Source organism: Jejubacter calystegiae (assembly GCF_005671395.1).
Classification (GTDB): Bacteria; Pseudomonadota; Gammaproteobacteria; order Enterobacterales; family Enterobacteriaceae; genus Jejubacter; species Jejubacter calystegiae.
Genome location: NZ_CP040428.1, coordinates 4,921,872 through 4,947,271 on the forward strand (window position 1 = coordinate 4,921,872; position 25,400 = coordinate 4,947,271).

The window sequence follows — 25,400 nt, forward strand, 5'->3', positions numbered from 1 at the left end:
CCTCTACTTTCCAAAGCCCTGGGAAGGCGTAAAGGTGTTTTCCACAATCGGCGGCGCATCAGTCTGCGGTACGTGGCACTGCAGGCAGAAGTAACGGCGCGGCGCCACGCCGGAAAGCACCTTACCGTCGCTATCCATAAAGTGGGTGGGACTGATGCGCGGCGCGCCGGTGGTGCGGTAGTGTTCTACACCGTGGCACTGCAGGCAGCGGTTGGTATTGGTCGTCACCTGATAACCGTCCACGCTGTGCGGAATCATCGGCGGCTGGTTCACATAGTTCAGTGCCATACGCTCCTGTTGTTTGGGCATACGAATCGCCCCTTCCGGGGTCGCCGAGACTTCCGGCGACTGGCTCAGATCCACCGATCCCTCCGCCAGCGCCATGCCACTCATCATTAACATCAGCGCCGCCGCCAGGGTGCGCAGTACTCCTTTTTTACGGACAGGGCTATTCATCTTTTGCTCCCGAACTCCATCGAATTGTTATTTTGAAAACCTCTTCGGCGCAGACATCGACGCAGCGCCCACAGGTCATGCAGTCACGGCCAGCGATCCGGGCCGGACTTTGCTTATCCAGTACCGGCGCCCGCAGTACCTGCGGCTCCGGACAAACGTGAAAACAGTCCATACAGCGGGTGCAGCGTTCGCGCCCGGCGGCGGTTACGCCCAGTGCACCGGCGCCGCCGGTCAGGCCATAGAAGGCCCCCAGCGGGCAGAGGTGGCCGCACCAGCCGTGTTCAACCACCAGAAGATCAAACAGAAACAGGGCGAGCAGCAGGAAGATCCCGGCGCCAAAGCCGAAGATCAGGCCGCGTCCGGCAATCGACACCGGATTCACCCACTCCCACAGCAGACTGCCGGTAAGCAGGCTTCCTGCCAGCACCAGCGCCAGAATCAGATAGCGCAGCCAGCGCGGCAACGATGCCGAAGCGGTGATCCCCAGCCGCCGACGCAGCCAGGCGGCCAGATCGGTCAGAGGATTCACCGGGCAGACCCAGCTACAGAACAGACGTCTGCCCGCCAGGGCGTAAAATCCCCCGACGATCAGCGCGCCGCTCAGGGCCAGGGTCGCAGGCAGATGGCCGCTCGCCAGACTTTGTAGCACCATCAGCGGATCGCTGAGCGGCACCGTATCCAGCAGCAGGCTACTGCTGTAGTTGCCATGCAGAATCCAGACGCCGCTCCAACTGCCGCACAAAAACAGCGCCAGCACCATCACCTGACACAGACGCCGCAGCAACAGCCAGCGGTAGCTACGCCACCACCCTTTTACCGCCAGCGCATCGCGACCGGCTTCCTGCCTACGATTTGCCATCGGCGCCCTCCAGCCAGCTAAAGCGGTAGTGATGCCCCAGCTCACCTTTCGCCAGTTCCCGGGGCAGCACCTTAATCGCCGCCTGTTCCAGCACGCAGGCCTGTTCGCACTTGCCGCAGCCGGTACAGTCACTGCTGTGCACCGTCGGCAGGAAGCGGGCGTGTTTACCGGTGCGGCTATTACTCTCAGGCGTGAGGGTGATCGCCTTATCGATAGCCGGACAAACCCGGTAGCAGACATCGCAGCGCAGCCCCTGGAAGTTCAGGCAGTTTTCCTGATCCAGCAGTACCGCCAGCCCCATACGGGCCGCGTCGATAGAGGGCAATCCGCTATCCAGCGCCCCGCTCGGGCAGACCACCGCACAGGGGATCTCCTCGCACATTTCGCAAGGGATCTCCCGGGCCACAAAGTACGGCGTGCCCGCCGCCTCGCCCGAAGCCAGAGTCGCCAGCTTCAGGGTCTGGTAAGGGCAGGCCTGTACGCACTGACCACAGCGAACGCAGGCCCGGGAAAAGGCCGGCTCCGGCAGCGCACCGGGGGGCCGCAGCCGGACACCGCTGGCGCGACTACTTTCGGTACGAATACCCAGCAGAACCAGCACCGCCGACAGACCGCAGGCGGCACGCGTCACATCGCGCAAAAAGCGACGACGGGCGGGACCGGGCGCGTCCGTTCTGGCCATGGACTCAGACCTTCTCCAGTTTCACGGCGCACTTCTTGAAATCCGTCTCTTTAGAGAGCGGATCCGTCGCATCCAGCGTCAGCTTGTTAACCAACTGAGCGGCATCGAAGAACGGCATATAGACCAGTCCCTGAGGTGGACGGTTACGGCCGCGGGTTTCGACGATCGAAATAACCTCGCCGCGACGCGATACCACCTTCACCTTATCGCCGCGGCGCAGGCCGCGTTGTTTGGCATCCAGCGGGTGGATAAACAGCACCGCCTCCGGGAAAGCGCGATGCAGCTCCGGTACGCGGCGAGTCATACTGCCGGTATGCCAGTGTTCCAGCACGCGACCGGTGGAGAGCCACAGGTCGTACTCTTTATCCGGTACTTCCGCTGCCGGTTCAAAAGGCAGCGCGAAGATAACCGCTTTACCGTCCGGCTTACCGTAGAATTTGTAACCCTCGCCCGCTTTTACATAGGGGTCGTGGCCTTCGCTGTAGCGCCACTGGGTTTCCTTACCGTCCACCACCGGCCAGCGCAGGCCGCGCGCCTTGTGATAGTCGTCGAAAGGCGCCAGATCGTGGCCATGGCCGCGTCCAAAGGCGGCGTACTCTTCGAACAGCCCCTTCTGCAGATAGAAACCGCACTCGCGGGATTCATCGTTAAGCTGATCTTCCGCCAGCTCGCTCAGCGGGTACTGACTCACGGCCTGAGAAGCGAACAGCACCTCGTACAGTGTCTTGCCGCGGTACTCCGGCTTCTGAGCCAGCAACTCTTCGCTCCACACCTCTTCGGTCTTAAAGCGTTTGGCGAAATTCACCAGCTGCCAGAGATCGGACTTCGCTTCGCCCGGCGCCTGCACCTGCTGGCGCCAGAACTGGGTACGGCGCTCGGCATTACCGTAAGCCCCCTCTTTTTCCACCCACATCGCGGTAGGCAGAATCAGGTCGGCGGCAAGGGCACTCACCGTTGGATAGGGATCGGAAACCACCACGAAGTTGCGCGGATCGCGCCAGCCAGGCATGCGATCTTCATCGATATTCGGACCAGCCTGCATGTTGTTGTTACACATCACCCAGTAGGCATTAAGGGTGCCGTCCTTCAGCGCGCGATCCTGCGCCACGGCGTGCAGACCCACCTTCGCGGGAATGGTGCCGCTGGGCAGTTGCCACTGCTGTTCGGCAATAGCGCGATGCTTTTCGTTCGTCACCACCATATCGGCAGGCAGACGGTGGGCAAAGGTGCCGACTTCACGCGCGGTACCGCAGGCGGAAGGCTGCCCCGTCAGGGAGAAAGGTCCGCAGCCAGGCTGGGAGATCTTGCCGGTCAGCAGATGCAGGTTGTAGCACAGGTTATTGGCCCAGACGCCGCGGGTGTGCTGGTTAAAGCCCATGGTCCAGTAGGAGATCACCTTCTTATTCGGGTCTGCGTAGAGCTTCGCGAGCGCTTCCAGTTGATCTTTCGGCACACCGCTCATCTCTGCGGTTTTCTCCAGGGTGTACTCAGCCACAAAGGCTTTGTACTCTTCGAAGCTCATCGGTTCAGAGGCGTCGGAACCGGCGTTTTTCGCCGATTTTTCCAGCGGATGGCTGGGGCGCAGACCATAGCCGATGTCGGTGACGCCGCGACGCAGATTCACGTGCTGCTTAAAGAAAGCGTCATTAACCGCGTTATTCTGGATGATGTAGTTGGCGATATAGTTAAGGATGGCCAGGTCGCTCTGGGGCGTGAAGACTATACCGTTGTCCGCCAGCTCAAAGCTGCGGTGACGGAAGGTAGAGAGCACCGCAACCTCAACGTTGGTATCCGACAGGCGGCGGTTAGTGATGCGCGACCACAGTATCGGGTGCATCTCCGCCATGTTAGAGCCCCACAGCACGAAAGCGTCCGCCTGTTCGATATCGTCGTAGCAGCCCATCGGCTCATCCATCCCGAAGGTGCGCATAAAGCCCACCACCGCGGACGCCATGCAGTGACGCGCGTTCGGGTCGATGTTGTTAGAGCGGAAGCCCGCCTTAAACAGCTTGGCTGCGGCATAACCTTCCCAGATGGTCCACTGGCCGGAGCCGAACATCCCGATGGCGTCGGCGCCCTTCTCTTTCAGGGCGCCCTTAAATTTGTCCGCCATAATGTCGAAAGCCTGATCCCAGCTAATCGGGGTAAACTCCCCCTCTTTGTGGTACTGGCCATTGCGCATACGCAGCATCGGCTGGGTCAGACGATCCTTGCCGTACATGATCTTGGGCAGGAAATAGCCCTTAATGCAGTTCAGCCCGCGGTTTACCGGCGCTTCCGGATCGCCCTGACTGGCCACCACGCGACCATCCTGGGTGCCGACCAGCACGCCACATCCGGTACCGCAAAAGCGGCACGGCGCCTTATCCCATTTAATGGCATCGCTCTTGCCAACCGCCGCGCGGGCGACCGGAGAGACGCTGATGCCGGCTGCCGCAGCGGCCGCGGCGACGGCGTTAGCTTTCATAAAGCTACGACGACTGAGTTTCATTGGTGTTTCCTCACCTTAGCTCTCATGCTGGTGGTAAACCAGCGACACCGCCAGCACGCCTGCGAGTTCGCGTGCCGACTCAATATTGTTCAGCAACTCCCTGCTGGATGGCGCCTCCATCACAACCGCCAGCTTGCCGGTGGCGGCATCGCTGACTGCCACTTCGCTGCCGGGCAGCGCATTCAGCGCGCCTGCCACCGTAGCGACGTTTTCCGGGCGGGTTTGCACCATCAGCCCGCAGACCTGCCAGTTACTGTCCATCAGAACTCCTCAGACTCAGGGCTGAAACCGGGCAGCCCGCCACGCAGGCGCCGCAGCCGGTACACAGCGATACATCGACCTGCAATGCGGCTACGCCATCGCGGGTGGGAATAAAACGCAACGCCTGCGGCTCGCAGCTGTCTTCGCAACTGCGGCAGTCCACCTGCTGGCGCGTCAGGCAGACGTCATTCACCGCCACCCGTAGCGACCAGGGCGCGCTGTCACGCGGCGTAAAAAGCGCTTGCGGACAAGCCCGGGCGCAGGCATAGCAGAAGGTGCATTCACCGTTGCGGAAATCGATTCGGGGATAGCCGCCCTGGCCTGCCAGGATAATGGCGCCTTCACAGGCTGCCGAGCAGGAGCCGCAGCGCGAGCAGCGCTCGATAAAATCGGCTTCGCTGCCGCTCCACGGCGGGCGGATGGCCTGTGTCGAACGGCGCCAGCCGGTCAACAGACCACGTCGCGAGAGTTGCGTTATCGCCATTCCATTGCACCCAGAAAAAAGAGAATTACTTTTGTTATTTCAGAATTCGCGCCGCCGCTAAGGGTCGTTGCATCGATCCTGTTTTCAGGCGTTAACATAGGCGAGCAGGGGTTACCACCGCATCACCCTTTAGGGGTAAAAGACGTAGTGCGATCAAGGTTAGGGCGAGTTTATTGAAAAGCGGCGCACGAAACAGGGAATCCCCCTGTCAGGCCTGGCCTGACAGGGGCGTTTCTTTAAGATAAATCTACCCCTTCAGGGTCGGGTGACTACCCCCAGGTAGTCGAGAATTCCGCGGGCCGCATGCTGGCCTTCCGCCATGGCGGTCACCACCAGATCGGCGCCCCGTACCGCATCGCCGCCGGCAAAAATCTGCGGATGACTGGTCTGGTAGGGACGCGGACTGGTGACGCTGGCCTGAATGCGTCCATCCCGGGTCAGGCTTACCCCCATCTCTTCAAGCCAGGGAAGCGCATGGGGATGAAAACCAAAGGCAACGATGGCGGCATCGGCAGCCAGAATAAACTCAGAATCGGGGATCGGTTCCGGACGGCGACGCCCCTGGGCATCCGGCTCTCCCATTCGGGTACGCAGCATCCTCACCCCGGTTAACTGCCCCTGGTCGTCGGTTTCAAAGGCCAGCGGCTGAACATTGAATTCAAAGCTCGCCCCCTCTTCCCGGGCGTGTTTGACCTCTTTTTTCGAGCCGGGCATATTGGCCTCGTCGCGTCGGTAGGCGCAGGTCACCTCCTGCGCCCTCTGGCGCAGAGCGGTACGCACGCAGTCCATCGCCGTATCGCCGCCGCCCAGTACCACCACGCGCTGACCCGCCATATCGCGCAACGGCCATGCAGGCGATGCTTCCAGCCCCATTTCACGCCGGGTATAGCCGATAAGATAGGGCAGCGCGGCGCAGACGCCGGACGCCTCTTCATTAGGGATGCCCGCCCTCATGGCGCGATAAGTGCCCACGCCGACAAATAGCGCATCGTACTGCGTCAGTAGCTGAGGCAGCGCAATATCACGACCCACCTCGCAGTTAAGCTCAAACGTTATTCCCATGGCGCTGAAAATCTCGCGCCTGCGCGCCAGCAGCGATTTATCCAGCTTAAAGGCGGGAATACCGAAGGTCAGCAGACCGCCGATCTCCGGATGCCTGTCGAACACCGTGACCGCCACGCCGGCCCGGGCCAGACGATCGGCACAGGCCAGCCCCGCCGGACCGGCGCCGATAACCGCCACCCGTTTACCGGTGGCGACCACGTCGGAGAGATCCGGGCGCCAGCCCTGGTCCAGCGCCTGGTCGGCAACGTAACGTTCCAGATTACCGATAGTTACGGCGCCGCCTTCATCCCGTAACGTACAGGCGCCTTCACACAGGCGATCCTGGGGGCAGACCCGCCCGGTGACCTCCGGCAGGCAGTTAGTCTGATGCAACAGTTCAACGGCCGCCTGCTCGCCCTGATGCCGGGCACGCTCCAGCCAGCGGGGAATCGGATTATGTAGCGGGCAGGTCCATTCGCAGATGCTGTGGGTACCGCAGCTCAGGCAGCGTTCGGCCTGGGTCTGCGCCTGCTTCGCATCGAACGCCAGGACAATCTCCTGACTATCCTGGCGGCGCTCTGCGGCCTCACGCTTTGCCGGTTCGGAGCGTGGCGCAATGGCGGCCAGAAGCTGTTCTGCTGTGACCGGCCTGGTTGGCGCCAGCCCTTTTCCGCTGGCGGCCTGCTGACGCCGGGCCTTTCCCTGAGCGCCAAGCCACTGCGGCGTCATCAGCGCTATCGCCCCGGTCGGACATTCCGCCACACAGGCCGGGCCGCCTTCGCGCCCTTCACACAGATCGCACTTCAGTGCCTGAACCCCTGACTCGTCATCGTCCACCACCACCTGCATTACGCCGAAGGGACAGGCCAGCTCGCAGGACTTGCAGCCAATACAGCCGCTTTGCGCCACCTGGATCACCCCATCGCGCCGGGAGATAACCGCCACCGGACAGCTCGCCTGACAGGGGGCGCTTTCACACTGGTGACAACTGACCGCATTACGCGCCCCCACCGACTTCACCACCCTGACCCGCGGCAAAAAACCCTGAGGCGTGAGTGGATGACGCTGCTGATTGTGGGCCATTACACAGGCAACTTCGCAGGCGCGGCACCCCAGGCAGCGCTGCGCGCTGGCAAGGACGAAAGAACTCATCATGGCATTGTCCATCTGCACGATATTTAGTGGCACTATTAGTAAGGATATTTCACGTCACAGACAATGCCTGAAGTGGTGTAATCTGTGGTGGATCAAATAACGTTGTGCAGATGCAATAAAATTTGAGCGTCCTGACGGGAATCGTAACAGTAACGTTATCCCTTTTTTATCAGATCGTATCCTGGTACGGTCGTGCTGCCGCACAGTGCGGAATTTCAGCGCTAAACGCTTTGCCTCATCCCCCGTTTCTGATATAGCTTGCGCCCACATAAATAATGAGTGAATGAATAACCCGCCATGGTAAAACGCCCGGTTTCGACCAGCCTTGCGCGCGCCTTTTTTTCGATTGTTCTGCTGTCGCTGCTGACAACCGGTGCGGCGCTGTTGACGCTTTCCAGCAGTATGCGGGATGCGGAAGCGGTGAATATCGCCGGATCCCTACGGATGCAGAGCTATCGGCTGGGTTACGACCTGCAGGGCGATCCCCAGGCCCTGGCGCAGCATCGGGAACTGTACGCGCAAACCCTGAAGGCGCCGGTGCTCAGGGCGCTGGAAAGCCCTCTGACGCCCGGGGAGGTCAGCCAGCGTTATCGCGCTCTGGATAACAACTGGCGCCAGATGGATCTGCGCCTGGCGCAGGGCGATCGCCAGTGGTATCAGGCCAATATCGCCGACTATGTCGGGCAGATAGACCTGTTCGTTCTGGCGCTTCAGCACCATGCTGAATATAAAATGAGGGTCATGATTGCAGTGTCGGCCGTGGGATTTCTGGCGATTATCACCCTGATCTTCTTCACCCTGCGCCGTATTCGCCGCCAGGTGGTGGCGCCGCTGAACGCACTGGTATCTGCCAGCGAATCTATCGAGCGCGGCGACTTTGACCATCCGCATCTCGACAGCAGTCTGCCAAATGAGCTGGGCTGGCTGGCGCACAGTTTCACCCGCATGTCCGGGGAACTGCATAAACTGTGGCAGCGACTGGAAGAGAGCGTCCAGGAAAAGACCCTGAGTCTGCAGGAGGCCAACCGCCAGTTGGAGGTACTGTACGGCTGCTCCCAGGCCATGACCATTAGCGTGACCGATAATCAGAATTTTCAGCAGGCGCTGCAGATCGTATTGCGCCACGAACCGGTTTGCGCGCTGGAGATGCAGATAGGAGACTACTGGTGCCTGAGCGCAGGCCGGGCCCGTGACAACCTCTCCTGGCAGAGCACGCCTATTCGCCAGCAGCAGCAAACCATCGGTCAGCTACGCTGGCAGGCCCGGGATAAACAACCCGCCCTGCAACTGATGGAAAGCGTCGCCAATATGCTGGGACGCGGCGTCTGGCTGCTTCAGGCCCAGAAGCAGCACCAGCAATTACTGCTGATGGAAGAGCGCGCCACCATCGCCCGGGAGCTTCACGACTCCCTGGCCCAGGTGCTCTCTTATCTGCGGATTCAGATTACGCTGCTGCGCCGCGCGGTGCCGGATGAGAACCCGCGCGCCGGGGCCATTATCAGCGATTTTACCCAGGCGCTGGACGATGCCACCCGCCAGCTACGCGAGCTTCTGTCCACCTTCCGCCTGACGCTTCAGCAGGCTAACCTGCCGGAAGCCTTACAGGAGATGATCGCCCCGCTGCGCGACCGCAGCGAAGCGACTATCGAACTGACCTGCAACCTGGCGGACCAGGCGCTGGACGCCCCGCGCCAGGTGCACCTGTTACAGATTATCCGCGAGGCGCTCCTGAACGCCATTCGTCACGCCGATGCCCGGCAGATTCGGGTGCGCTGTTACAGTGCGGCGCCCAACCGCTATATTGCCGATATTATTGACGACGGTCGGGGAATTCCCAGCCTCGAAGAGCCGGAAGGCCATTACGGCCTTAATATTATGCAGGAGCGCGCCGACTGTCTCGGCGGCGAACTGACGATTTCCCGCCTGCCGGAAGGAGGCACCCGCGTACGCGTCAGCTTCCCCGGCGCGGCGGACGAGACCACAGCACAGGCCGAACTCCGGCCATAATGATAACAAGAGAATATCTTCCAGGGAGTTACCCCATGTCAGAAAAGATCCGCTACCGGGTTTTAATTGTCGATGACCATCCGTTAATGCGTCGCGGTATCCGTCAGTTGCTGGAGACCGACGACGTATTCAGCGTGGAAGGAGAAGCCAGCAGCGGCGCAGAGGCCGTTAGCCTGGCCGAACGCGTTGCGCCGGATATCATCCTGCTGGATTTGAATATGAAAGGCCTGAGCGGACTGGATACGCTCCATGCCCTGCGCCGCGACGGTATTACCGCCCGGGTCATTATCCTGACCGTGAGCGATGCGCCAGGGGACATCCGCGCCATGATCGACGCCGGCGCCGATGGCTATCTGCTGAAAGACAGCGATCCCGATACGCTGCTGGAGGCTATCCGCGAAGGGGCGACCCAGGGCGGCGCCTTTAGCCAGCGCATCCGGGAATACCTGAATCATCGCGATATGTCCGACGCTCAGGAGTCCCCGTTCGCTGCGCTGACCGAACGCGAGCTTGATGTACTTCAGGAAGTCGCCCGCGGGCTTTCCAATAAGCAGATCGCCGGGACGCTGCATATTTCTGAAGAGACGGTAAAGGTGCATATCCGTAACCTGCTGCGCAAGCTGAACGTGCGTTCGAGGGTCGCCGCCACGGTGCTGTTCCTGGAGAATCGGGGGATATAACCCCCGTCTATACATTTATGTTCATATAACGTCCCTGATTTACACTATCTCCTCATTTTCTCCACGTTTAACTCTGGAGGAGAGGATAAAGTGACAACCACGCTACTTTTACCGCCCATTGCTGTTTTGAGGCCCTCTTTAACATGGCGAACTTTTTTATCGACCGCCCGATTTTTGCCTGGGTTATCGCAATCCTGCTCTGTCTGACGGGGACGATGGCCATTTTGTCACTGCCGGTTGAACAGTATCCCGACCTCGCTCCTCCGAACGTGCGGATCACCGCCAACTATCCGGGAGCGTCGGCGCAGACCCTGGAAAATACCGTGACCCAGGTTATCGAACAGAATATGACCGGGCTCGATAATCTGATGTATATGTCATCCCAGAGCAGCAATACCGGCCAGGCGACCATTCGCCTCACCTTCCAGGCCGGCAGCGATCCGGATGAAGCGGTGCAGCAGGTGCAGAACCAGCTTCAGTCCGCCCTGCGCAAGCTGCCTCAGGCGGTACAAAGTCAGGGGGTAACCGTCAGGAAAACCGGCGATACCAATATTCTGATGATCGCCTTTGTCTCTACCGACGGCAGTATGGATAAGCAGGATATCGCCGACTATGTGGCCAGTAATATTCAGGACCCGCTCAGCCGGGTGAATGGCGTGGGTGACGTGGATGCCTACGGCACTCAATACTCGATGCGTATCTGGCTTAACCCCGACAAACTCAACAGCTACCAGCTCACCACCCAGGATGTGGTCAGCGCCATACAGTCTCAGAACAGCCAGGTGGCGGTAGGACAATTAGGGGCAACGCCCGCCGTCGACGACCAGGCGCTGAACGCCACGATCAACGCCCAGGCGATGCTGGAAACCCCGGAACAGTTCCGCAAAATCACACTCAGGGTCAATCAGGACGGATCTCTGGTGACGCTGGGGGATGTGGCAAAAGTGGAGCTGGGGGCGGAAAAATATGACTACCTGAGCCGCTATAACGGCCTGGCCGCTTCGGGACTGGGGATTAAACTGGCCTCTGGCGCCAACGAAATGGAAACCGCAAAGCTGGCGCTGACCCGGCTCGACCAGCTCTCTCAGTACTTCCCTCATGGGCTGGAATACCGTATCGCCTTTGAAACCACCTCCTTCGTCCAGGCCTCGATTCACGACGTGGTGAAAACGCTGATCGAAGCGGTGGTACTGGTGTTCGCGGTGATGTACCTGTTCCTGCAAAATCTTCGGGCGACATTAATCCCGACCCTTGCCGTGCCCGTGGTATTGCTGGGCACCTTCGCGGTGCTCTATGGCTTTGGCTACAGTATTAACACTCTGACCATGTTCGCCATGGTGCTGGCCATCGGTCTGCTGGTGGATGACGCCATCGTAGTGGTGGAAAACGTCGAACGAATTATGAGCGAAGAGGGTCTGTCGCCCAGGGCCGCCACCCGCAAGTCGATGGGACAGATACAGGGAGCGCTGGTGGGTATCGCCCTGGTGCTGTCGGCAGTCTTTATCCCCATGGCCTTCTTTGGCGGCACCACCGGCGCTATCTATCGCCAGTTTTCCATTACCATTGTCACTTCTATGATTCTTTCAGTGCTGGTGGCGATGATCCTGACCCCGGCGCTGTGCGCCACACTGCTTAAGCCGTTAAAGAAAGGAGAACACCACGGAAGCCGCGGCTTCTTCGGTTGGTTTAACCGCACCTTTAACCGCTACGCGCAGCGCTATGAAACCGGCGTGGGCAAGATATTGCAGCGCACCCTGCGCTGGCTGGTGCTCTACGTGCTGATTCTGGGCGGTATGGTGGTGCTGTTTATGCAGTTGCCCACGTCGTTCCTGCCCGATGAAGACCGTGGCGTCTTTACCACGTCTGTGCAGTTGCCGCCGGGCGCAACGCAGCAACAGACCCTGAAGGTCGTTGAAAAAATTGAAAAATACTATCTAACCGAAGAGAAAGAGAACGTCCGCTCGGTCTTCGCCACCATTGGCTCCGGACCTGGAGGGAATGGTCAGAATGTGGCGCGCATGTTTATTCGCCTGAATGACTGGGATGACCGGGATCCGCAGACCGGCTCGTCGTTCGCCATTATCGAGCGAGCCACCAAAGCCTTCCGCAATATTAAAGAGGCCAGGGTCTTCGCCAGTAGCCCGCCGGCCATCAGCGGTCTGGGTAACTCCACCGGCTTCGATATGGAGCTTCAGGATCACGCAGGACTGGGCCACGATGCATTGATGAAGGCCCGCGACCAGTTGCTGACCATGGCGGACCAGGACTCGCGCCTGACCCGGGTTCGTCATAACGGTCTGGACGACAGCCCGCAATTGCAGGTGGATATCGACCAGCGTAAGGCTCAGGCCATGGGAATTTCGGTAGACGATATTAACGACACGCTGCAAACGGCCTGGGGCTCGAGCTACGTTAACGACTTTATCGATCGCGGGCGCGTGAAGAAGGTTTATGTTCAGTCTGCCGCGCCGTACCGAATGCTGCCGGGAGATATCGATAAGTGGTACGTACGCAACAGCGTTGGCACCATGGTACCCTTCTCGGCCTTCGCGACTTCGCGCTGGGTTACTGACTCGCCGCGCCTGGAACGCTATAACGGCTACTCGGCGCTGGAGATCGTCGGCGAAGCAGCTCCTGGGGTCAGTACCGGTACGGCGATGGATATTATGGAGCAGTTGGTACAGAAACTGCCCACCGGCTTCGGCCTGGAGTGGACGGGCATGTCTTATCAGGAGCGGCTGTCCGGCGCCCAGGCTCCGGCACTGTATGCGATTTCGCTGCTGGTGGTATTCCTGTGTCTGGCGGCACTCTACGAGAGCTGGTCGGTGCCCTTCTCGGTGATGCTGGTGGTGCCGCTGGGAGTGGCCGGCGCGCTACTCGCCACCTGGCTGCGCGGCCTCGAAAACGATGTTTACTTCCAGGTGGGGCTACTGACGGTGATCGGCCTGTCGGCGAAGAATGCCATCCTGATCGTGGAGTTCGCCAACGATATGAACGCCGCGGGTAAGGAGCTTGTCGCCGCCACTATGGAAGCCTGCCGCCAGCGCCTGCGTCCGATACTCATGACGTCACTGGCCTTTGTCTTTGGGGTGCTGCCGATGGCCACCAGTAACGGCGCCGGTTCCGGCAGCCAGCACGCGGTGGGCACCGGGGTTATCGGCGGAATGATCGCCGCCACCGTACTGGCGATTATCTTCGTGCCTGTATTCTTTGTGCTGGTACGGCGCCGCTTCCCGCTACGTGAACGCCCCACCGATTAAAATGCCATGCAATAAAGGCGATCGGTTCAGATCGCCTTTATTCTTGCCATGCAGTACGTTGTAGCCCGGAAGATGGCAAATTGATATGCTGGCACGATACCGGAAGCGCCATAAAAGCGCCGCTGTCCCGGGCTGATTGTCTTTTTAACCTTAGCCCGGGAATATTCGACGCCCCGAAAATAATTAACGTCACGCCTGACGCTTTATTCCCTGAAAGTCACAAGGATAACCTGGCATGGTCACTCTGTACGGCATAAAAAACTGCGACACAATTAAAAAGGCCCGCCGCTGGCTGGAAGCCGAAAACATCGATTACCGTTTTCACGACTACCGGGCAGACGGTCTTGACGCCGCGCTACTGGAAAGCGTTATCGCCGAACTGGGCTGGGAGCCGCTGCTTAACACCCGCGGCACCACCTGGCGTAAGCTGGATGAATCACGGCGCAACGCCATTACCGACGCCGCTTCTGCTATCGAACTGATGCTGGAGATGCCGGCGATTATCAAACGACCATTGCTCTGCGCGCCGCAGAAGCCTATGCTGCTGGGTTTCAGCGACAGCCGCTATCAGCAGTTTTTCAATGAGGTTAAGTAGTATGTCTTGCCCGGTCATCGAACTGACCCAACAGCTCATTCGCCGCCCCTCCCTCAGCCCCGATGACGCGGGTTGCCAGGATCTGCTTATCGAACGCCTGCGCGCCATTGGTTTTACCATTGAGGCTATGGATTTCGGCGATACACGTAATTTCTGGGCCTGGCGTGGCGAGGGGGAGACCCTGGCCTTTGCTGGTCATACCGACGTGGTCCCCCCAGGAGATGGCGATCGCTGGATCAATCCCCCTTTCGAGCCCACCATCCGCGACGGCCTGCTGTTTGGTCGCGGCGCTGCCGATATGAAAGGCTCGCTGGCGGCTATGGTGGTCGCTGCCGAACGCTTCGTCGCCCAGCATCCGAACCATCGTGGCCGCCTGGCGTTCCTGGTAACCTCCGACGAAGAAGCCAGCGCGAAAAACGGCACCGTGAAGGTGGTGGAAACGCTGATGGCGCGTAATGAACGTCTGGATTACTGTCTGGTAGGCGAACCCTCCAGCAGCGAAGTGGTGGGCGACGTAGTAAAAAACGGTCGTCGCGGCTCTCTGACCTGCAACCTGACCATTCACGGCGTTCAGGGCCACGTGGCCTATCCGCAGCTGGCGGATAATCCGGTACACCGCGCCGCGCCTATGCTGGATGAACTGGTGAATATCGAATGGGACAGGGGCAATGAGTTCTTCCCCCCCACCAGCATGCAGATTGCGAATATCCAGGCCGGTACCGGCAGCAATAACGTGATTCCCGGCGAACTGTTCGTTCAGTTCAACTTTAGGTTCAGCACCGAAAGTACAGCGGAGATGCTGCAACAGCGGGTCTGCGAACTGCTGGAACGTCATCAGTTGCGCTATACCCTGGACTGGTGGCTGTCCGGCCAACCGTTCCTGACCTCCCGTGGTCGTCTGGTAGAAGCGGTGGTCAACGCCGTTGAGCACTATAATGAAATTAAGCCGCAGCTGCTGACTACCGGCGGCACCTCTGACGGGCGTTTTATCGCCAGAATGGGGGCGCAGGTGGTGGAGCTGGGACCGGTGAATGCGACCATTCACAAGATTAACGAGTGCGTGAACGCCGCTGACCTGCAACTGCTGGCCCGGATGTATCAACGTATTATGGAACAACTGGTCGCCTGAGCGGCCGTTTACCCTTCAGGAGAGGCGCATGGACTGGCTAAGTAAATACTGGTGGATACTGGTACTGGTGATTCTGGTCGGTATCTTTATCAACGTCATTAAAGATCTGAAGCGCGTTGACCCGAAGAAGTATCTGGACAATAAGCCCGATCTGCCGCCCCACCGCGACTTTAACGACAAGTGGGACGATGACGACGACTGGCCGAAGAAGAAGCCGTAAAGCGTTATTAAAGGACGGAGGCGGTCTCCGTCCTTAGTTACGTTTCCGCCCTTACCGCACAATAAACCGGCGAATCAGTTCCAGCAGCGCAACCAGCGCTTTAAGAACGATGAGAGCCTTATCGATAAAAGTTTTCATCCGTTTCTCCACTCCATGGAGAGAGAACACACCGCGGCTTACTCATGGGCTGCCTGTCACCACAGCGGCTCTTCATGGTTAGATAGAAGAGTTCCCTCTCCGGCCAGAGCACCGAATCCGGCACCACCCGTGAATTCAGCCAGGACTTGAAACCGATATGGCCAGAATGCCAAAGAGGAAAATCACTCCAGAGCTAACCATGCGGAATTATACCGGGAACGACTTGTAAAACCGTGCGAGTGGTTATAAAATCGCCAGGGTTAGATAGAAGAGTTCCCCCGGTCAGAGCCATCCGCTCCACGCCGGAACATAAAAAAACCGACCTCACCAGTCGGTTTTTTTATTGTCTGCAATCCCTGGTTTTAGATCATCGTAATCACATCGTCTTCGCCGGGCTTACCGCCCAGAGCTTCATCGAAGTAGTGCTTAGGCACCGTATAGCGCAGGTGATCCAGCGCCAGCTGCATACTGCGATTGTCAATGGCATGACCCAGCCCCTCGACGATATCCAGCGTCACATCGCCCCCCACGGCCAGTAGCGCCTCGTGGGCCTTCACCGCATGCTGAGGCTCGATGACCCGATCCTCGTCGCCGTGAATCAGATGCACCGTGGTGGTCAGGCTGGCTCGCTCCGGCAACTGGCCAAAACGGCCGTTAAAGGCGATAAGACGCGATGCCAGTCCTGGTTCCGCCTTCAGGCTTTCCAGCACCATGGTGGCCCCCTGAGAGAAGCCAATCAGCGCCGTCGCTGCGGGCATCACGCCGCTTTTTTCCTGCCAGTAACGTACCAGGGCGCAGAAGTGCGGCATTGCCGCATCGATACGCGCCTGGCGGTTCTCTTCGCTGACATCAGCCACGGAGAACCACTCACGACCCGGCTCCGCTCCGCCTGGATTCGGCGCCCCGACGCTGACCACCAGCGCATCGGGGAACAGCGGCGCAAACCAGCTGCCAGGCTCCCCCATCGCGACCGGATTATCGCCCACCCCGTGAAACAGCAGCAGCAATTGCTGAGGGGGTGTGGCAGGGCTTTGAACTACAAAATGGTCATGTTTCATCGTTGCCTCCTGACTATGGGGGCCACTCTACGCCGATAGTGAAAAATCACCATGGCACAAAATTGATGATATCACTGAAAATTTTTGACCTTCGCCAGCCAGGCTTCCAGCACATCTGTCCGTTGGGCATCCAGCGCTTTTAGCGCCGTGGCGCACTCCTGGCGCTGGCGCACCAGCAATGCCCGACGCCCGTTTATTCCCAACTGAGCGCAAAGTTCAGCCCCCGCCAGCCCCTGCGTCAGCCAGCCCCGCAGCCCGGGCAGCGCCAGCTCGCTGTTGAGCAGCAACCGCTGTAGCGTGCCGATGCAGGCTTCCGACGACCGGTGACCAAAGGCGAAACCGCCCAGATCGCGCCAGTCTTCATCATTAAGCGTAGTCTCTGGAAGCTGAGCAACCGGAATCGGCTCCCGAATCCACGGTTGCAGCCAACATGTGTCGCGCCGCAGTCTGAGTTGTTCACGCAGTGCCAGCGCTTCGCCTCGCGCGCTCAGCGGGCGTAGCGCCATTGCCGCATGGCAGCCGCTGCTGGCCTCCCTATGGCTGCCGATACGCACCAGCATAAAGCCGGCGCGCTGCCAGAAACGCCACAGTTCATCGGTATAGCCAAAACTGACGGACAGGTAGTCATGACCATCGCTCATATCACCAGCGCTCGCCAGTAAACGGCTACCGATCCCCTGGCGCTGGCGCTCCGGATGTACCGCCACCCGACTGATACGCAGCCCTTTCAGAGTAGCGGCATCCGGCGAGCCACCGTGGGCCGCCAGCGACTGAGCCACCAGATTACCGCGCGGTCGCCGCAGCCCGGCCCATACCGCCTCGCTCAGCTCAGGCGTTAATCCTCCCTCTTCGACCAGCCATAGCGCCCCCGCCACTCGCTCATTCACGCAGGCGACCTTCAGACGCTGGCCAGGGGCATCCAGCAGACGCCGCAAATCGAGCGGTGAGGTACGATAATGGGCTCCGGCAAGCAGTCGCCAGGTTTGCGCCTCGCGACCATCGTCATTCAGCCAGGCGCCGTCTGGCAGCGTTTGATATTGCAAATCGCCCGCGCAGGGCGCCGCCAGACGATCGTCGAATAACATAACCCGATCGAGAAGACGCTCCAGCGGATCGCCGGAAGCCCAGCGTACTGGCGCATCGAGCGTAAAGCTCTGCAATCGGGGCAGCGAAGCGCACAGCTTGAGCAGAAAACCGCGCCCGGTTCCCTCATAGCCCTGTACCGTCGTGGTTAACAGCGTTCGGGGAAAAGCGGCGATCAACTGACGCAACAGGGGAGCAGGAATGGCGGCAGCTTCGTCAACAATCAGCCACTCGCCCACCGGGGGCTCCCCGCGCTGTATCGCCTGCAACAGCGCGTCTGGCGCCATAAACGACTCATGCTCACCGGCGTGATGCATCAGTACGTCGGTGGCGGCCCGGGTTGGAGCGCAAATCACCACTGGCCTGCCGCACTGGCGGGCCAGCATCCCCGCCAGAGTCGACTTGCCGCGCCCGCGCGGCCCGGTCACCACCGCCACCCCCGCAGGCATAGCGAGCAGCGCCTGCAAAATCGCCTGCTGTTCCGCCAGCGGACCACCAGCGGCAGGCTGCCAGTCAGGGCGTTCAACCTGCACCGGCAGACGTGGCGCCTGCCCCTGGCGCCAGATAACGCATTCTGGCTCCTGACTTAGCGCCTGTTGCAAACGGTGAATAAAGTGCGGGGTGGGAATGGGGTCAGGCTGACCGCTCCAGCGCAGACTGTCGGCGTCCGGCTGATTCGGCCACGAAGTCCAGGAGGGCGCCAGTACTACCAGCCAGCTACCGGCCCGCAGCGTTCCCGCCAGCGCCGCCAGCGCTTCGGCATCCAGCCCCGTCCGGGCATCGAATATCGCATGAAGAAATTCACGCCCCAGCAGACGACGAATCGCGCCGGGCGCGCAGTGGGCAGTTTGTTCTTCTGTCTCACCCACCCACAACCAGTCGCCGCTCAGCCGCTGCTTCAGGCATCTGGCCTGTTCCAGGCTCCAGTCCGACTCGCCGCTCAGCACCAGTAAACGACGAATGCCCTGACGCTGCTGCTGGCGCGTCAGGGCATCGAGTTCATTCAGCCACATCGGTTACAGGTTGTCGCCGAAGGTATCGCACTGTTTAGGGTCGCCACTGTCGTAACCGCGCTTAAACCAGGTATAGCGCTGCTCGGAAGTACCGTGGGTAAAGCTGTCCGGCACCACTTGGCCCTGACTGCGCTGCTGCAATCGGTCATCGCCAATCGCTTCGGCAGCGTTCAGGGCTTCCTGCAGATCGCCCACCTCCAGAATATCCTGCTGCTGCATGCCGTGACCCCAGACTCCGGCAAAGCAGTCTGCCTGAAGCTCCATACGTACCGACAGCTGGTTGGCCTGAGTCTGAGAGGCATTCTGCTGCATCTGGCGTACCTTCGGTTCAATGCCCAGCAGCTTCTGCACATGGTGACCCACTTCGTGGGCAATCACATAGCCCTGAGCAAAGTCGCCATCGGCGCCCAGGCTGCTTTTCATCTCATCATAGAAGGAGAGATCGATATAGACGGTCTCATCCGCCGGGCAGTAAAACGGCCCCATCGCTGACTGGCCGGTGCCGCAGCCGGTGGACGTCACTCCGCGGTACATCACCAGCTTCGGCTTCTGATAGGTTTTTCCCATCTGCTGGAACTGCTGGCTCCAGGTATCTTCCGTGGTCGCCAGGATCACCGAAGTAAATTTCGCGGCTTCATCCTCGTTGGGATTAATCGACTGGGAACTCTGCTGCTGGAGCTGCGACTGGCCGCCGCCGGTCAGCAGCGGCGTCAGGTCATAACCGTAATAACCTGCTACCACTATCACAATCAGCAGGATAATCCCCCCCTTACCACGCGGCAGACGAAAACCACGGCCCCCGCCAGGAAAACCTCCTCGCGACTGATTACGACGATCTTCAACATTGTCGCTCTCGCGACGCCCTTGCCAACGCATAACATCATTCCTGTTGTTAGGATAATAAGGTTAATTATGAGCGATATCCGGGGAGACAGGCCAGTATTTCCCTAAGCAAACGTCAATACAGTGTAAGAATCAGAAAAAAACCGCCGGGAAGGGAATAAACCAAAAAGAGAGAGCCCGCAGGGTGCGGGCTCCGGGGGAGGCAACGGAAACGATTGCGCAGTTAGTCCAAATTAACGCCGAGACGTTTGGCAACCTCTTCGTACGCTTCGATAACGCCGCCCAGGCTCTGACGGAAGCGATCTTTATCCATCTTGTCGAGCGTGTTCTTATCCCACAGGCGCGCGCCATCCGGCGAAAACTCATCACCCAGGGTCACTTCACCTTTGTACAGGCCAAACTCCAGCTTGAAGTCCACCAGGATCAGACCGGCGTCGTCGAACAGCTTGCTCAACACGTCGTTCGCCTTGTAGGTCAGCTCCTGCATCCGCGCCAGGTTCTCTTTGCTTACCCAGCCGAAGGTCTCGCAATAAGACTCGTTGACCATAGGATCGTGCATGGCATCGTTCTTCAGGAAAAGATCGAACAGCGGCGGATTCAGCGCAATGCCCTCTTCCACGCCGAGACGCTTAACCAGCGAACCCGCCGCGCGGTTGCGGATAACGCACTCTACCGGCACCATATCGAGCTTCTTCACCAGAGATTCGGTGTCAGAAAGCAGTCTTTCCATCTGCGTCGGGATCCCCGCCTCTGCCAGCTTGCTCATAATGAAGTGGTTAAACTTATTGTTCACCATCCCTTTGCGATCAAACTGTTCGATGCGCGCACCGTCGCCTGCTGACGTATCATTGCGAAATTCGAGCACCAACAGATCGGGATTTTCCGTACTGTAGACGGTCTTCGCCTTGCCGCGATACAACTCAGCTTGCTTTTGCATCTTTATTACTCCAGGTGTAGTCAGTGTATTAACGCGAATTGAAAAGGCCGGCGTGTTGGCGCCGGCCCCGGAATTACTTGCTAAATGCGGCCTGGAATACCGCCACCAGCGCATCGTTCTGCGACTGGGTCAGCGTGTGCCCTTTCGGGTCGATAAACTGCAGGCTACTGCGGTTATCGAGGTCGCCGACCTGCAGCTTGTAGTCACCGCTGGACAGGCCCGGATCGCGAGCGCCAAGCGCCTGCCAGTCGCTATCGGAAAGCGGATCGTAGCTCAGTTCCATGCTGCCCTGGGAGCGGGTGGTGTCATTAACCTTCATCCCCACTTCCTCCAGTACCGACGGCAGACGGTTCCAGACATCGTTAAAGGGCGCGCGAACGACCAGCATCGGCAGACCCGTATCATCCGCGCCGCTCTGCACGTCGATACGGCCAGTACTGGCATTGCTGCTGCGGTTGCTCTGGTTCTGCTCCAGACCGCCCGCAATGGCGTTCAACATCTGAGTGCTGTAACGCTGCATCGACGCCGCGTCGGCAGCCGGTTTACCGTTCTGCTCCAGACTCAGCAGTTTCACCGTCAGCGCCTGCTGATAGCCCTGCTGCTGCACGCCAATCTGGTAACGGCCGCGATACTGCTGATCTTCATCGGCACGGTTCCAGTTTACCCAGTCGGTGGTCAGGCTCTGATTCGCATCTTCCCGCTTCATAATCGGGTAGTTTTGAGCCTGAACAACGCTCACCACCTGCGGCCAGAGGGAGCCCTGATTGCCGCTTTCCAGCAGCATGGTCGCCGTATCGCCAGTGAACTGAGTGCGCGCACCGCTCACCAGCGCCAGCGGCTGCGCTGGCGGACGAATATCGAGTTTTTTGCCGATAGCGCCGCTAGTGCGAGCCGACGGCACATCATACTGACCGTTCTGCAGCGGCAACATCAGCCCCGACGGAGCATGCAGCTCGGCCAGCGCCGGTGTTTCCAGGTAGGATTCATCGCCGTTAACCTGACGCTTATAGCGTGAATCGGAACTGCAGGCGGCAAGCATCATGACGAGCGACAGGCCCACCACTTTTGCCACGGTTGATTTTTGTACTGAGACTGAGTAAGCCATCAATTCTCCCTAAACTTTACAGCAAACCGGCATGCTTCAGCGCATCGAGCACCACCGGACGACTTTCCGCGGTCAGCGGGGTCATCGGCAGGCGAAGCGTATCGGTCGCCACAAGTCCCAACTCCCTGCTGGCCCACTTCACCGCGATAGGATTGGGTTCAATAAATAAACGCTCGTGCAGCGGCATCAGGCGTCGGTTGATCTCGCGCGCAGCGGCGAATTCGCCTGCGGCCGCCAGTTCACACATCCGCGCCATATCACGCGCCGCCACGTTAGCGGTTACGGAAATCACGCCGTGGCCGCCCAGTTGCATAAAGTCCAGCGCGCTGTCATCGTTGCCACTAAGCAGAATAAAATCATCCGCAACCCGATCTTTGATCTCGTTAACGCGGCTTAAGTTCCCCGTTGCCTCTTTAATACCAACGATATTCGGCACCTGCGCCAGACGCGCAACGGTCGGCGGCAGCAAGTCACAGCCGGTACGAGAGGGCACATTATACAGAATTTGCGGCAGGCTGGTGTTTTCAGCGATCGCTTTAAAGTGCTGGAACAGTCCTTCCTGGGTGGGGCGGTTATAATAAGGCACGACCGTCAGACAGCCGACGATGCCGCTGTCGTTGAACCTTTTGGTCAGAGAGATGGCCTCTGAAGTGGCATTCGCACCGGTGCCCGCAATAACGGGAATACGGCCATCCGCCAGCTCAACCGTCATCATCACCACATCGCCATGTTCATCGTGGCTCAGCGTGGCAGACTCGCCGGTGGTCCCTACCGAGACAATTGCCGAAGTTCCACTTTCGACATGGTAATCAATCAGTTTCTTAAGGCTGGACCGACAGACGTTGCCCTTATCGTCCATCGGCGTAATCAGCGCGACAATACTTCCCGTGAACATGGTCCATCCTCTCCGTACACTAGTGCCACAATGGTACGTTTGGAGCCGCAGTAAAAGCAAGCGGCCAGGGCACCTGTGCGGTTGTATGGCGGATTTTTTTATGCTTTCCTTATGATTACCTCTACAGAACCACAGGAAGCTCCGGTTTGACAGCCTCATCACAACACCATCTGGTCATCACCGCGTTAGGTGCAGACCGTCCCGGCATCGTGAATACCATCACCCGACACGTCAGTAGTTGTGGCTGTAATATCGAAGATAGCCGCCTGGCCATGTTGGGGGACGAATTTACCTTTATCATGCTGCTTTCCGGCAGTTGGAACGCCATTACCCAGATTGAATCCACGCTGCCGTTAAAAGGCGCCGAACTGGATCTGTTGATCGTAATGAAACGCACCCATGCTCAGGCGCGCCAGGCCATGCCCGCAACGGTACGCGTCCAGGTGGAAGTGGCGGACTCCCCTCACCTGATTGAGCGATTTACTGACCTGTTCGACTCCCATCAAATGAATATTGCCGAACTGATTTCCCGGACTCAGGCGAACGATGAAAACGAGCAGCCGGGAGCGCCGCAGCTTTATATCCAAATCGCGGCGCATAGCCCGGCACTGCAGGATGCGACAAACATTGAGCAGGCCTTTAAAGACTTGTGTACAGAACTCAATGCGCAAGGCACTATTAACGTTGTGAATTACCCACAGCAAGATGATGAATAAGACGGAGAGTCGTATGAATCCACTGAAAGCTGGCGATGTCGCCCCTAAATTTAGTCTGCCCGATCAGGACGGCGAACAGGTAAATTTAACCGACTTCCAGGGGCAGCGTGTTCTGGTTTACTTCTATCCGAAAGCAATGACGCCCGGATGTACCGTTCAGGCCTGCAGCCTGCGCGATAGCATGGATGAGTTAAAGCAATACGGCGTCGAGGTTCTCGGTATCAGTACCGATAAACCCGAGAAGCTGTCCCGCTTTGTCGACAAGGAGGAGCTGAACTTTACCCTGCTGTCCGACGAAGACCACAGCGTATGTGAACAGTTTGGTATCTGGGGTGAGAAAAGCTTTATGGGCAAGACCTATGACGGCATTCACCGTATCAGTTTCCTGATCGACAAAAAGGGTAACGTCGAGCACGTATTCGACAACTTCAAGACCAGTAACCATCACGATATCGTGCTGGCCTGGCTGAAAGAAAACGCCGCCTGAGTCGCGCTATCTTCTTAAGTTCAAACGCACCTTAAAGCGTCATTCTAAGGTGCGCCTTCCCCTTCCCTGTTTTATTCCTCTGAATCGCGCAACCGGGATCGCTTGAATCGCTAGTTAAATTTATGTAAATTCCAGCCTTCCCGCTCACACATGAGAACATTCTTAGTGACAACACAGCAACATTCAGAAAAGTGGCAGAAACGTTTTGATTTCTTCGAAAAAAATGGGGCTCCCAAAACGCCAGAGTTTAAAGCAGCATTACGCCGCCTGCCGTGGTACAAACGCTTCTTATATAATATGAACGTCATCTCCTTTTTCTTCGGCCCGATCTATTTTTTGATTCTGGGTATGTGGAAAAGATGTCTTACGCTTATTGTCTGCTCTGTGGCAATCGGCTTTATTTTAGGTATCGTCGAACTCATTACCGGATTGAATTTAGATTCTTTATGCGGCCTTATCGTCAGCGTCATGTGGGGCATCACGACCAACTACGCTTACTATCTGCATAAAGTTAAAGGCTACAACAGCTGGAACCCCTTCACGGGGATTTTCTAACCGCTGGAAACAGACCCGCTACCACAACGCTTTGCGGGTCTGCCATTCAGCGTTAGTCAGCCTTCCGCTCGTCCACCAGGCTATCCGGCCAGGCCCTGACCACCGCTTTAATCAGCGTAGCGAGAGGAATGGCGAAGAAAACGCCCCAGAATCCCCACAGACCGCCGAAGATCACCACCGACAGAATAATCACCAGCGGGTGCAGGTTCACCGCTTCGGAAAACAGCACCGGTACCAGCAGGTTGCCATCCAGAGCCTGAATCACCAGGTAGATAATAAAGCAGGTCCAGAATTCGGCTCCCAGTCCAAACTGGAACAACGCCACCCCCACCACCGGAATGGTAACCGCGAAGGCGCCAATGTAGGGAATCAGTACCGAAAACCCCACCAGTACCGCCAGCAGCAGCGAGTAGTTCAGCCCACAGTACAAGAAACCCAGCCAGGTCACGACGCCGACAATCACCATCTCCAGCACCTTGCCGCGAATATAGTTGGTGACCTGCTGATTCATCTCGGCCCAGACTTTCCCGGCCAGCCCGCGATTACGGGGCAACACCCGGCGCACCGCATTGAGCATCTGCACCTTATCCTTCACCAGGAAGAAAACCATCAGCGGCACCAGCACCAGATAGACCGCCAGCGTCAGTAATCCCACCAGCGAGGCCAGCGAATATTTTACCACCGACTCGCCGAGCAGCGTCATTCGCGCCCGCAGATTTTCCGCCATGGCATCAATAATGCCGGCATCCACCAGCGCCGGATAGCGCCTGGGCAACGCAGCGGCGAAATCCGTCAGTTTGTTCAACATATTGGGCAGATCGCGGATCAAATAGATCCCCTGCTGCCAGGCCACAGGCGCCACCACCAGAGCCATGATTAGCAGAATGCCGACAAACAGCACCAGCACCACACTGGTGGCAAGCCAGCGTGAACAACCCATACTTTCCAGCCGGGCCGTGGGCCACTCCAGCAGATAAGCCAGCACCAGCGCCACCAGCAACGGCGCCAGCAGACCGGAAAAGAAGAACAGAATACCGAAACCCATCACCAGGATCACAAGAAGCGCAATCGCCTCCGGATCGCTAAAGCGGCGACGGTACCATTGCGTTAAAAGTTCGAGCATATTTCCTTAACCCTAAGGTCTCCTGATGAAAAAAATGCGCTCAGATTGTAGCGAAATGTTGCGGTAAAGGCCGCGTTTTTTATTTTTGATGACCCCGAAACCAACGCGGGCAATTAAGCTTTCC

24 protein-coding genes are annotated in these 25,400 nt (G+C 58.6%); 9 read left to right on the forward strand and 15 right to left on the reverse strand.

What is annotated here, in order from left to right:
* Window positions 1–3: 3 nt before the first annotated feature.
* The 7 genes from napB to aegA form a co-directional block, all read right to left on the reverse strand.
* Window positions 4–456 (reverse strand): nitrate reductase cytochrome c-type subunit, encoded by a 453-nt coding sequence (gene napB, locus FEM41_RS23100; protein WP_138098835.1) that lies wholly within the window; start codon window positions 454–456, stop codon window positions 4–6.
* Window positions 449–1,315, reverse strand: coding sequence for a quinol dehydrogenase ferredoxin subunit NapH (gene napH / locus FEM41_RS23105; RefSeq protein WP_138098836.1), 867 nt, complete (start codon window positions 1,313–1,315; stop codon window positions 449–451). The genes napB and napH overlap by 8 nt, the downstream gene beginning before the upstream one ends.
* Window positions 1,302–1,997 carry a ferredoxin-type protein NapG gene (gene napG, locus FEM41_RS23110; protein WP_138098837.1) on the reverse strand — a complete coding sequence of 232 codons (696 nt, stop codon included), beginning with the start codon at window positions 1,995–1,997 and terminating at the stop codon, window positions 1,302–1,304. The genes napH and napG overlap by 14 nt, the downstream gene beginning before the upstream one ends.
* A 4-nt stretch (window positions 1,998–2,001) precedes the next feature.
* Window positions 2,002–4,488 carry a nitrate reductase catalytic subunit NapA gene (napA, locus tag FEM41_RS23115; protein WP_138098838.1) on the reverse strand — a complete coding sequence of 829 codons (2,487 nt, stop codon included), beginning with the start codon at window positions 4,486–4,488 and terminating at the stop codon, window positions 2,002–2,004.
* 15 nt (window positions 4,489–4,503) lie between these two features.
* Window positions 4,504–4,749, reverse strand: coding sequence for a chaperone NapD (napD, locus tag FEM41_RS23120; RefSeq protein ID WP_138098839.1), 246 nt, complete (start codon window positions 4,747–4,749; stop codon window positions 4,504–4,506).
* Window positions 4,739–5,227: a ferredoxin-type protein NapF gene (gene napF, locus FEM41_RS23125; RefSeq protein ID WP_138099309.1), complete on the reverse strand. Its 489-nt coding sequence runs from the start codon at window positions 5,225–5,227 to the stop codon at window positions 4,739–4,741. The genes napD and napF overlap by 11 nt, the downstream gene beginning before the upstream one ends.
* A 261-nt stretch (window positions 5,228–5,488) precedes the next feature.
* Window positions 5,489–7,429, reverse strand: coding sequence for a formate-dependent uric acid utilization protein AegA (aegA, locus tag FEM41_RS23130; protein WP_138099310.1), 1,941 nt, complete (start codon window positions 7,427–7,429; stop codon window positions 5,489–5,491).
* Window positions 7,430–7,729: 300 nt separating this feature from the next.
* Here aegA and narQ point away from each other — a divergent pair, with 300 nt between their 5' ends.
* The 6 genes from narQ (at window position 7,730) to FEM41_RS23160 (ending at window position 15,323) form a co-directional block, all read left to right on the forward strand.
* The gene (narQ, locus tag FEM41_RS23135; RefSeq protein WP_138098840.1) at window positions 7,730–9,439 is read left to right on the forward strand and encodes a nitrate/nitrite two-component system sensor histidine kinase NarQ; all 1,710 of its coding nucleotides are present in this window, start codon (window positions 7,730–7,732) and stop codon (window positions 9,437–9,439) included.
* 35 nt (window positions 9,440–9,474) lie between these two features.
* Window positions 9,475–10,119, forward strand: a complete 645-nt coding sequence (narP, locus tag FEM41_RS23140) for a nitrate/nitrite response regulator protein NarP (protein ID WP_138098841.1) — start codon at window positions 9,475–9,477, stop codon at window positions 10,117–10,119.
* Window positions 10,120–10,262: 143 nt separating this feature from the next.
* Entirely contained in the window at window positions 10,263–13,379 is a 3,117-nt protein-coding gene (gene acrD / locus FEM41_RS23145; protein WP_138098842.1) for a multidrug efflux RND transporter permease AcrD, read from the forward strand.
* A 235-nt stretch (window positions 13,380–13,614) separates the two neighbouring features.
* Window positions 13,615–13,974 (forward strand): ArsC family reductase, encoded by a 360-nt coding sequence (locus FEM41_RS23150; protein ID WP_138098843.1) that lies wholly within the window; start codon window positions 13,615–13,617, stop codon window positions 13,972–13,974.
* Between the two features lies 1 nt (window position 13,975).
* Window positions 13,976–15,103: a succinyl-diaminopimelate desuccinylase gene (gene dapE, locus FEM41_RS23155; RefSeq protein WP_138098844.1), complete on the forward strand. Its 1,128-nt coding sequence runs from the start codon at window positions 13,976–13,978 to the stop codon at window positions 15,101–15,103.
* A 28-nt stretch (window positions 15,104–15,131) separates the two neighbouring features.
* A complete protein-coding gene (locus tag FEM41_RS23160; RefSeq protein WP_138098845.1) occupies window positions 15,132–15,323 on the forward strand; it encodes a YpfN family protein in 192 nt (63 codons plus the stop codon).
* A 51-nt stretch (window positions 15,324–15,374) separates the two neighbouring features.
* On the opposite strand, the gene dinQ is transcribed toward FEM41_RS23160, so the two are convergent.
* The 7 genes from dinQ to dapA form a co-directional block, all read right to left on the reverse strand.
* The gene (dinQ, locus tag FEM41_RS25235; RefSeq protein WP_421805501.1) at window positions 15,375–15,461 is read right to left on the reverse strand and encodes a damage-inducible type I toxin DinQ; all 87 of its coding nucleotides are present in this window, start codon (window positions 15,459–15,461) and stop codon (window positions 15,375–15,377) included.
* A 362-nt stretch (window positions 15,462–15,823) separates the two neighbouring features.
* The gene (gene ypfH, locus FEM41_RS23170; protein ID WP_138098847.1) at window positions 15,824–16,519 is read right to left on the reverse strand and encodes an esterase; all 696 of its coding nucleotides are present in this window, start codon (window positions 16,517–16,519) and stop codon (window positions 15,824–15,826) included.
* A gap of 71 nt (window positions 16,520–16,590) precedes the next feature.
* Entirely contained in the window at window positions 16,591–18,615 is a 2,025-nt protein-coding gene (locus tag FEM41_RS23175; RefSeq protein WP_168198853.1) for a tRNA(Met) cytidine acetyltransferase TmcA, read from the reverse strand.
* A gap of 3 nt (window positions 18,616–18,618) precedes the next feature.
* Window positions 18,619–19,491, reverse strand: a complete 873-nt coding sequence (gene ypfJ, locus FEM41_RS23180; protein ID WP_138098848.1) for a KPN_02809 family neutral zinc metallopeptidase — start codon at window positions 19,489–19,491, stop codon at window positions 18,619–18,621.
* Between the two features lie 190 nt (window positions 19,492–19,681).
* Window positions 19,682–20,395 carry a phosphoribosylaminoimidazolesuccinocarboxamide synthase gene (purC, locus tag FEM41_RS23185; RefSeq protein WP_138098849.1) on the reverse strand — a complete coding sequence of 238 codons (714 nt, stop codon included), beginning with the start codon at window positions 20,393–20,395 and terminating at the stop codon, window positions 19,682–19,684.
* Between the two features lie 73 nt (window positions 20,396–20,468).
* On the reverse strand, window positions 20,469–21,500 hold the full coding sequence (gene bamC, locus FEM41_RS23190; protein WP_138098850.1) for an outer membrane protein assembly factor BamC: 1,032 nt from the start codon (window positions 21,498–21,500) through the stop codon (window positions 20,469–20,471).
* Between the two features lie 16 nt (window positions 21,501–21,516).
* A complete protein-coding gene (dapA, locus tag FEM41_RS23195) occupies window positions 21,517–22,395 on the reverse strand; it encodes a 4-hydroxy-tetrahydrodipicolinate synthase (RefSeq protein WP_138098851.1) in 879 nt (292 codons plus the stop codon).
* Between the two features lie 146 nt (window positions 22,396–22,541).
* On the opposite strand from dapA, the gene FEM41_RS23200 reads away from it, so the two are divergent.
* From FEM41_RS23200 to FEM41_RS23210, 3 genes are all read left to right on the forward strand, one after another.
* Window positions 22,542–23,111 (forward strand): glycine cleavage system transcriptional repressor, encoded by a 570-nt coding sequence (locus FEM41_RS23200; RefSeq protein ID WP_138098852.1) that lies wholly within the window; start codon window positions 22,542–22,544, stop codon window positions 23,109–23,111.
* Between the two features lie 13 nt (window positions 23,112–23,124).
* Window positions 23,125–23,598, forward strand: a complete 474-nt coding sequence (gene bcp, locus FEM41_RS23205) for a thioredoxin-dependent thiol peroxidase (protein ID WP_138098853.1) — start codon at window positions 23,125–23,127, stop codon at window positions 23,596–23,598.
* Between the two features lie 165 nt (window positions 23,599–23,763).
* Window positions 23,764–24,153 carry a DUF2628 domain-containing protein gene (locus FEM41_RS23210; protein WP_138098854.1) on the forward strand — a complete coding sequence of 130 codons (390 nt, stop codon included), beginning with the start codon at window positions 23,764–23,766 and terminating at the stop codon, window positions 24,151–24,153.
* Between the two features lie 52 nt (window positions 24,154–24,205).
* On the opposite strand, the gene FEM41_RS23215 is transcribed toward FEM41_RS23210, so the two are convergent.
* On the reverse strand, window positions 24,206–25,276 hold the full coding sequence (locus FEM41_RS23215; RefSeq protein ID WP_138098855.1) for an AI-2E family transporter: 1,071 nt from the start codon (window positions 25,274–25,276) through the stop codon (window positions 24,206–24,208).
* Window positions 25,277–25,400: the final 124 nt, after the last annotated feature.

Bases quoted from the DNA above. Each gene is read 5' to 3' on its own strand.
- napB (WP_138098835.1), bottom strand. From the start codon at position 456: ATGAATAGCCCTGTCCGTAAAAAAGGAGTACTGCGCACCCTGGCGGCG.
- napH (WP_138098836.1), bottom strand. From the start codon at position 1,315: ATGGCAAATCGTAGGCAGGAAGCCGGTCGCGATGCGCTGGCGGTAAAA.
- napG (WP_138098837.1), bottom strand. From the start codon at position 1,997: ATGGCCAGAACGGACGCGCCCGGTCCCGCCCGTCGTCGCTTTTTGCGC.
- napA (WP_138098838.1), bottom strand. From the start codon at position 4,488: ATGAAACTCAGTCGTCGTAGCTTTATGAAAGCTAACGCCGTCGCCGCG.
- napD (WP_138098839.1), bottom strand. From the start codon at position 4,749: ATGGACAGTAACTGGCAGGTCTGCGGGCTGATGGTGCAAACCCGCCCG.
- aegA (WP_138099310.1), bottom strand. From the start codon at position 7,429: ATGAGTTCTTTCGTCCTTGCCAGCGCGCAGCGCTGCCTGGGGTGCCGC.
- narQ (WP_138098840.1), top strand. From the start codon at position 7,730: ATGGTAAAACGCCCGGTTTCGACCAGCCTTGCGCGCGCCTTTTTTTCG.
- narP (WP_138098841.1), top strand. From the start codon at position 9,475: ATGTCAGAAAAGATCCGCTACCGGGTTTTAATTGTCGATGACCATCCG.
- acrD (WP_138098842.1), top strand. From the start codon at position 10,263: ATGGCGAACTTTTTTATCGACCGCCCGATTTTTGCCTGGGTTATCGCA.
- FEM41_RS23150 (WP_138098843.1), top strand. From the start codon at position 13,615: ATGGTCACTCTGTACGGCATAAAAAACTGCGACACAATTAAAAAGGCC.
- dapE (WP_138098844.1), top strand. From the start codon at position 13,976: ATGTCTTGCCCGGTCATCGAACTGACCCAACAGCTCATTCGCCGCCCC.
- FEM41_RS23160 (WP_138098845.1), top strand. From the start codon at position 15,132: ATGGACTGGCTAAGTAAATACTGGTGGATACTGGTACTGGTGATTCTG.
- dinQ (WP_421805501.1), bottom strand. From the start codon at position 15,461: ATGAAAACTTTTATCGATAAGGCTCTCATCGTTCTTAAAGCGCTGGTT.
- ypfH (WP_138098847.1), bottom strand. From the start codon at position 16,519: ATGAAACATGACCATTTTGTAGTTCAAAGCCCTGCCACACCCCCTCAG.
- FEM41_RS23175 (WP_168198853.1), bottom strand. From the start codon at position 18,615: ATGTGGCTGAATGAACTCGATGCCCTGACGCGCCAGCAGCAGCGTCAG.
- ypfJ (WP_138098848.1), bottom strand. From the start codon at position 19,491: ATGCGTTGGCAAGGGCGTCGCGAGAGCGACAATGTTGAAGATCGTCGT.
- purC (WP_138098849.1), bottom strand. From the start codon at position 20,395: ATGCAAAAGCAAGCTGAGTTGTATCGCGGCAAGGCGAAGACCGTCTAC.
- bamC (WP_138098850.1), bottom strand. From the start codon at position 21,500: ATGGCTTACTCAGTCTCAGTACAAAAATCAACCGTGGCAAAAGTGGTG.
- dapA (WP_138098851.1), bottom strand. From the start codon at position 22,395: ATGTTCACGGGAAGTATTGTCGCGCTGATTACGCCGATGGACGATAAG.
- bcp (WP_138098853.1), top strand. From the start codon at position 23,125: ATGAATCCACTGAAAGCTGGCGATGTCGCCCCTAAATTTAGTCTGCCC.
- FEM41_RS23215 (WP_138098855.1), bottom strand. From the start codon at position 25,276: ATGCTCGAACTTTTAACGCAATGGTACCGTCGCCGCTTTAGCGATCCG.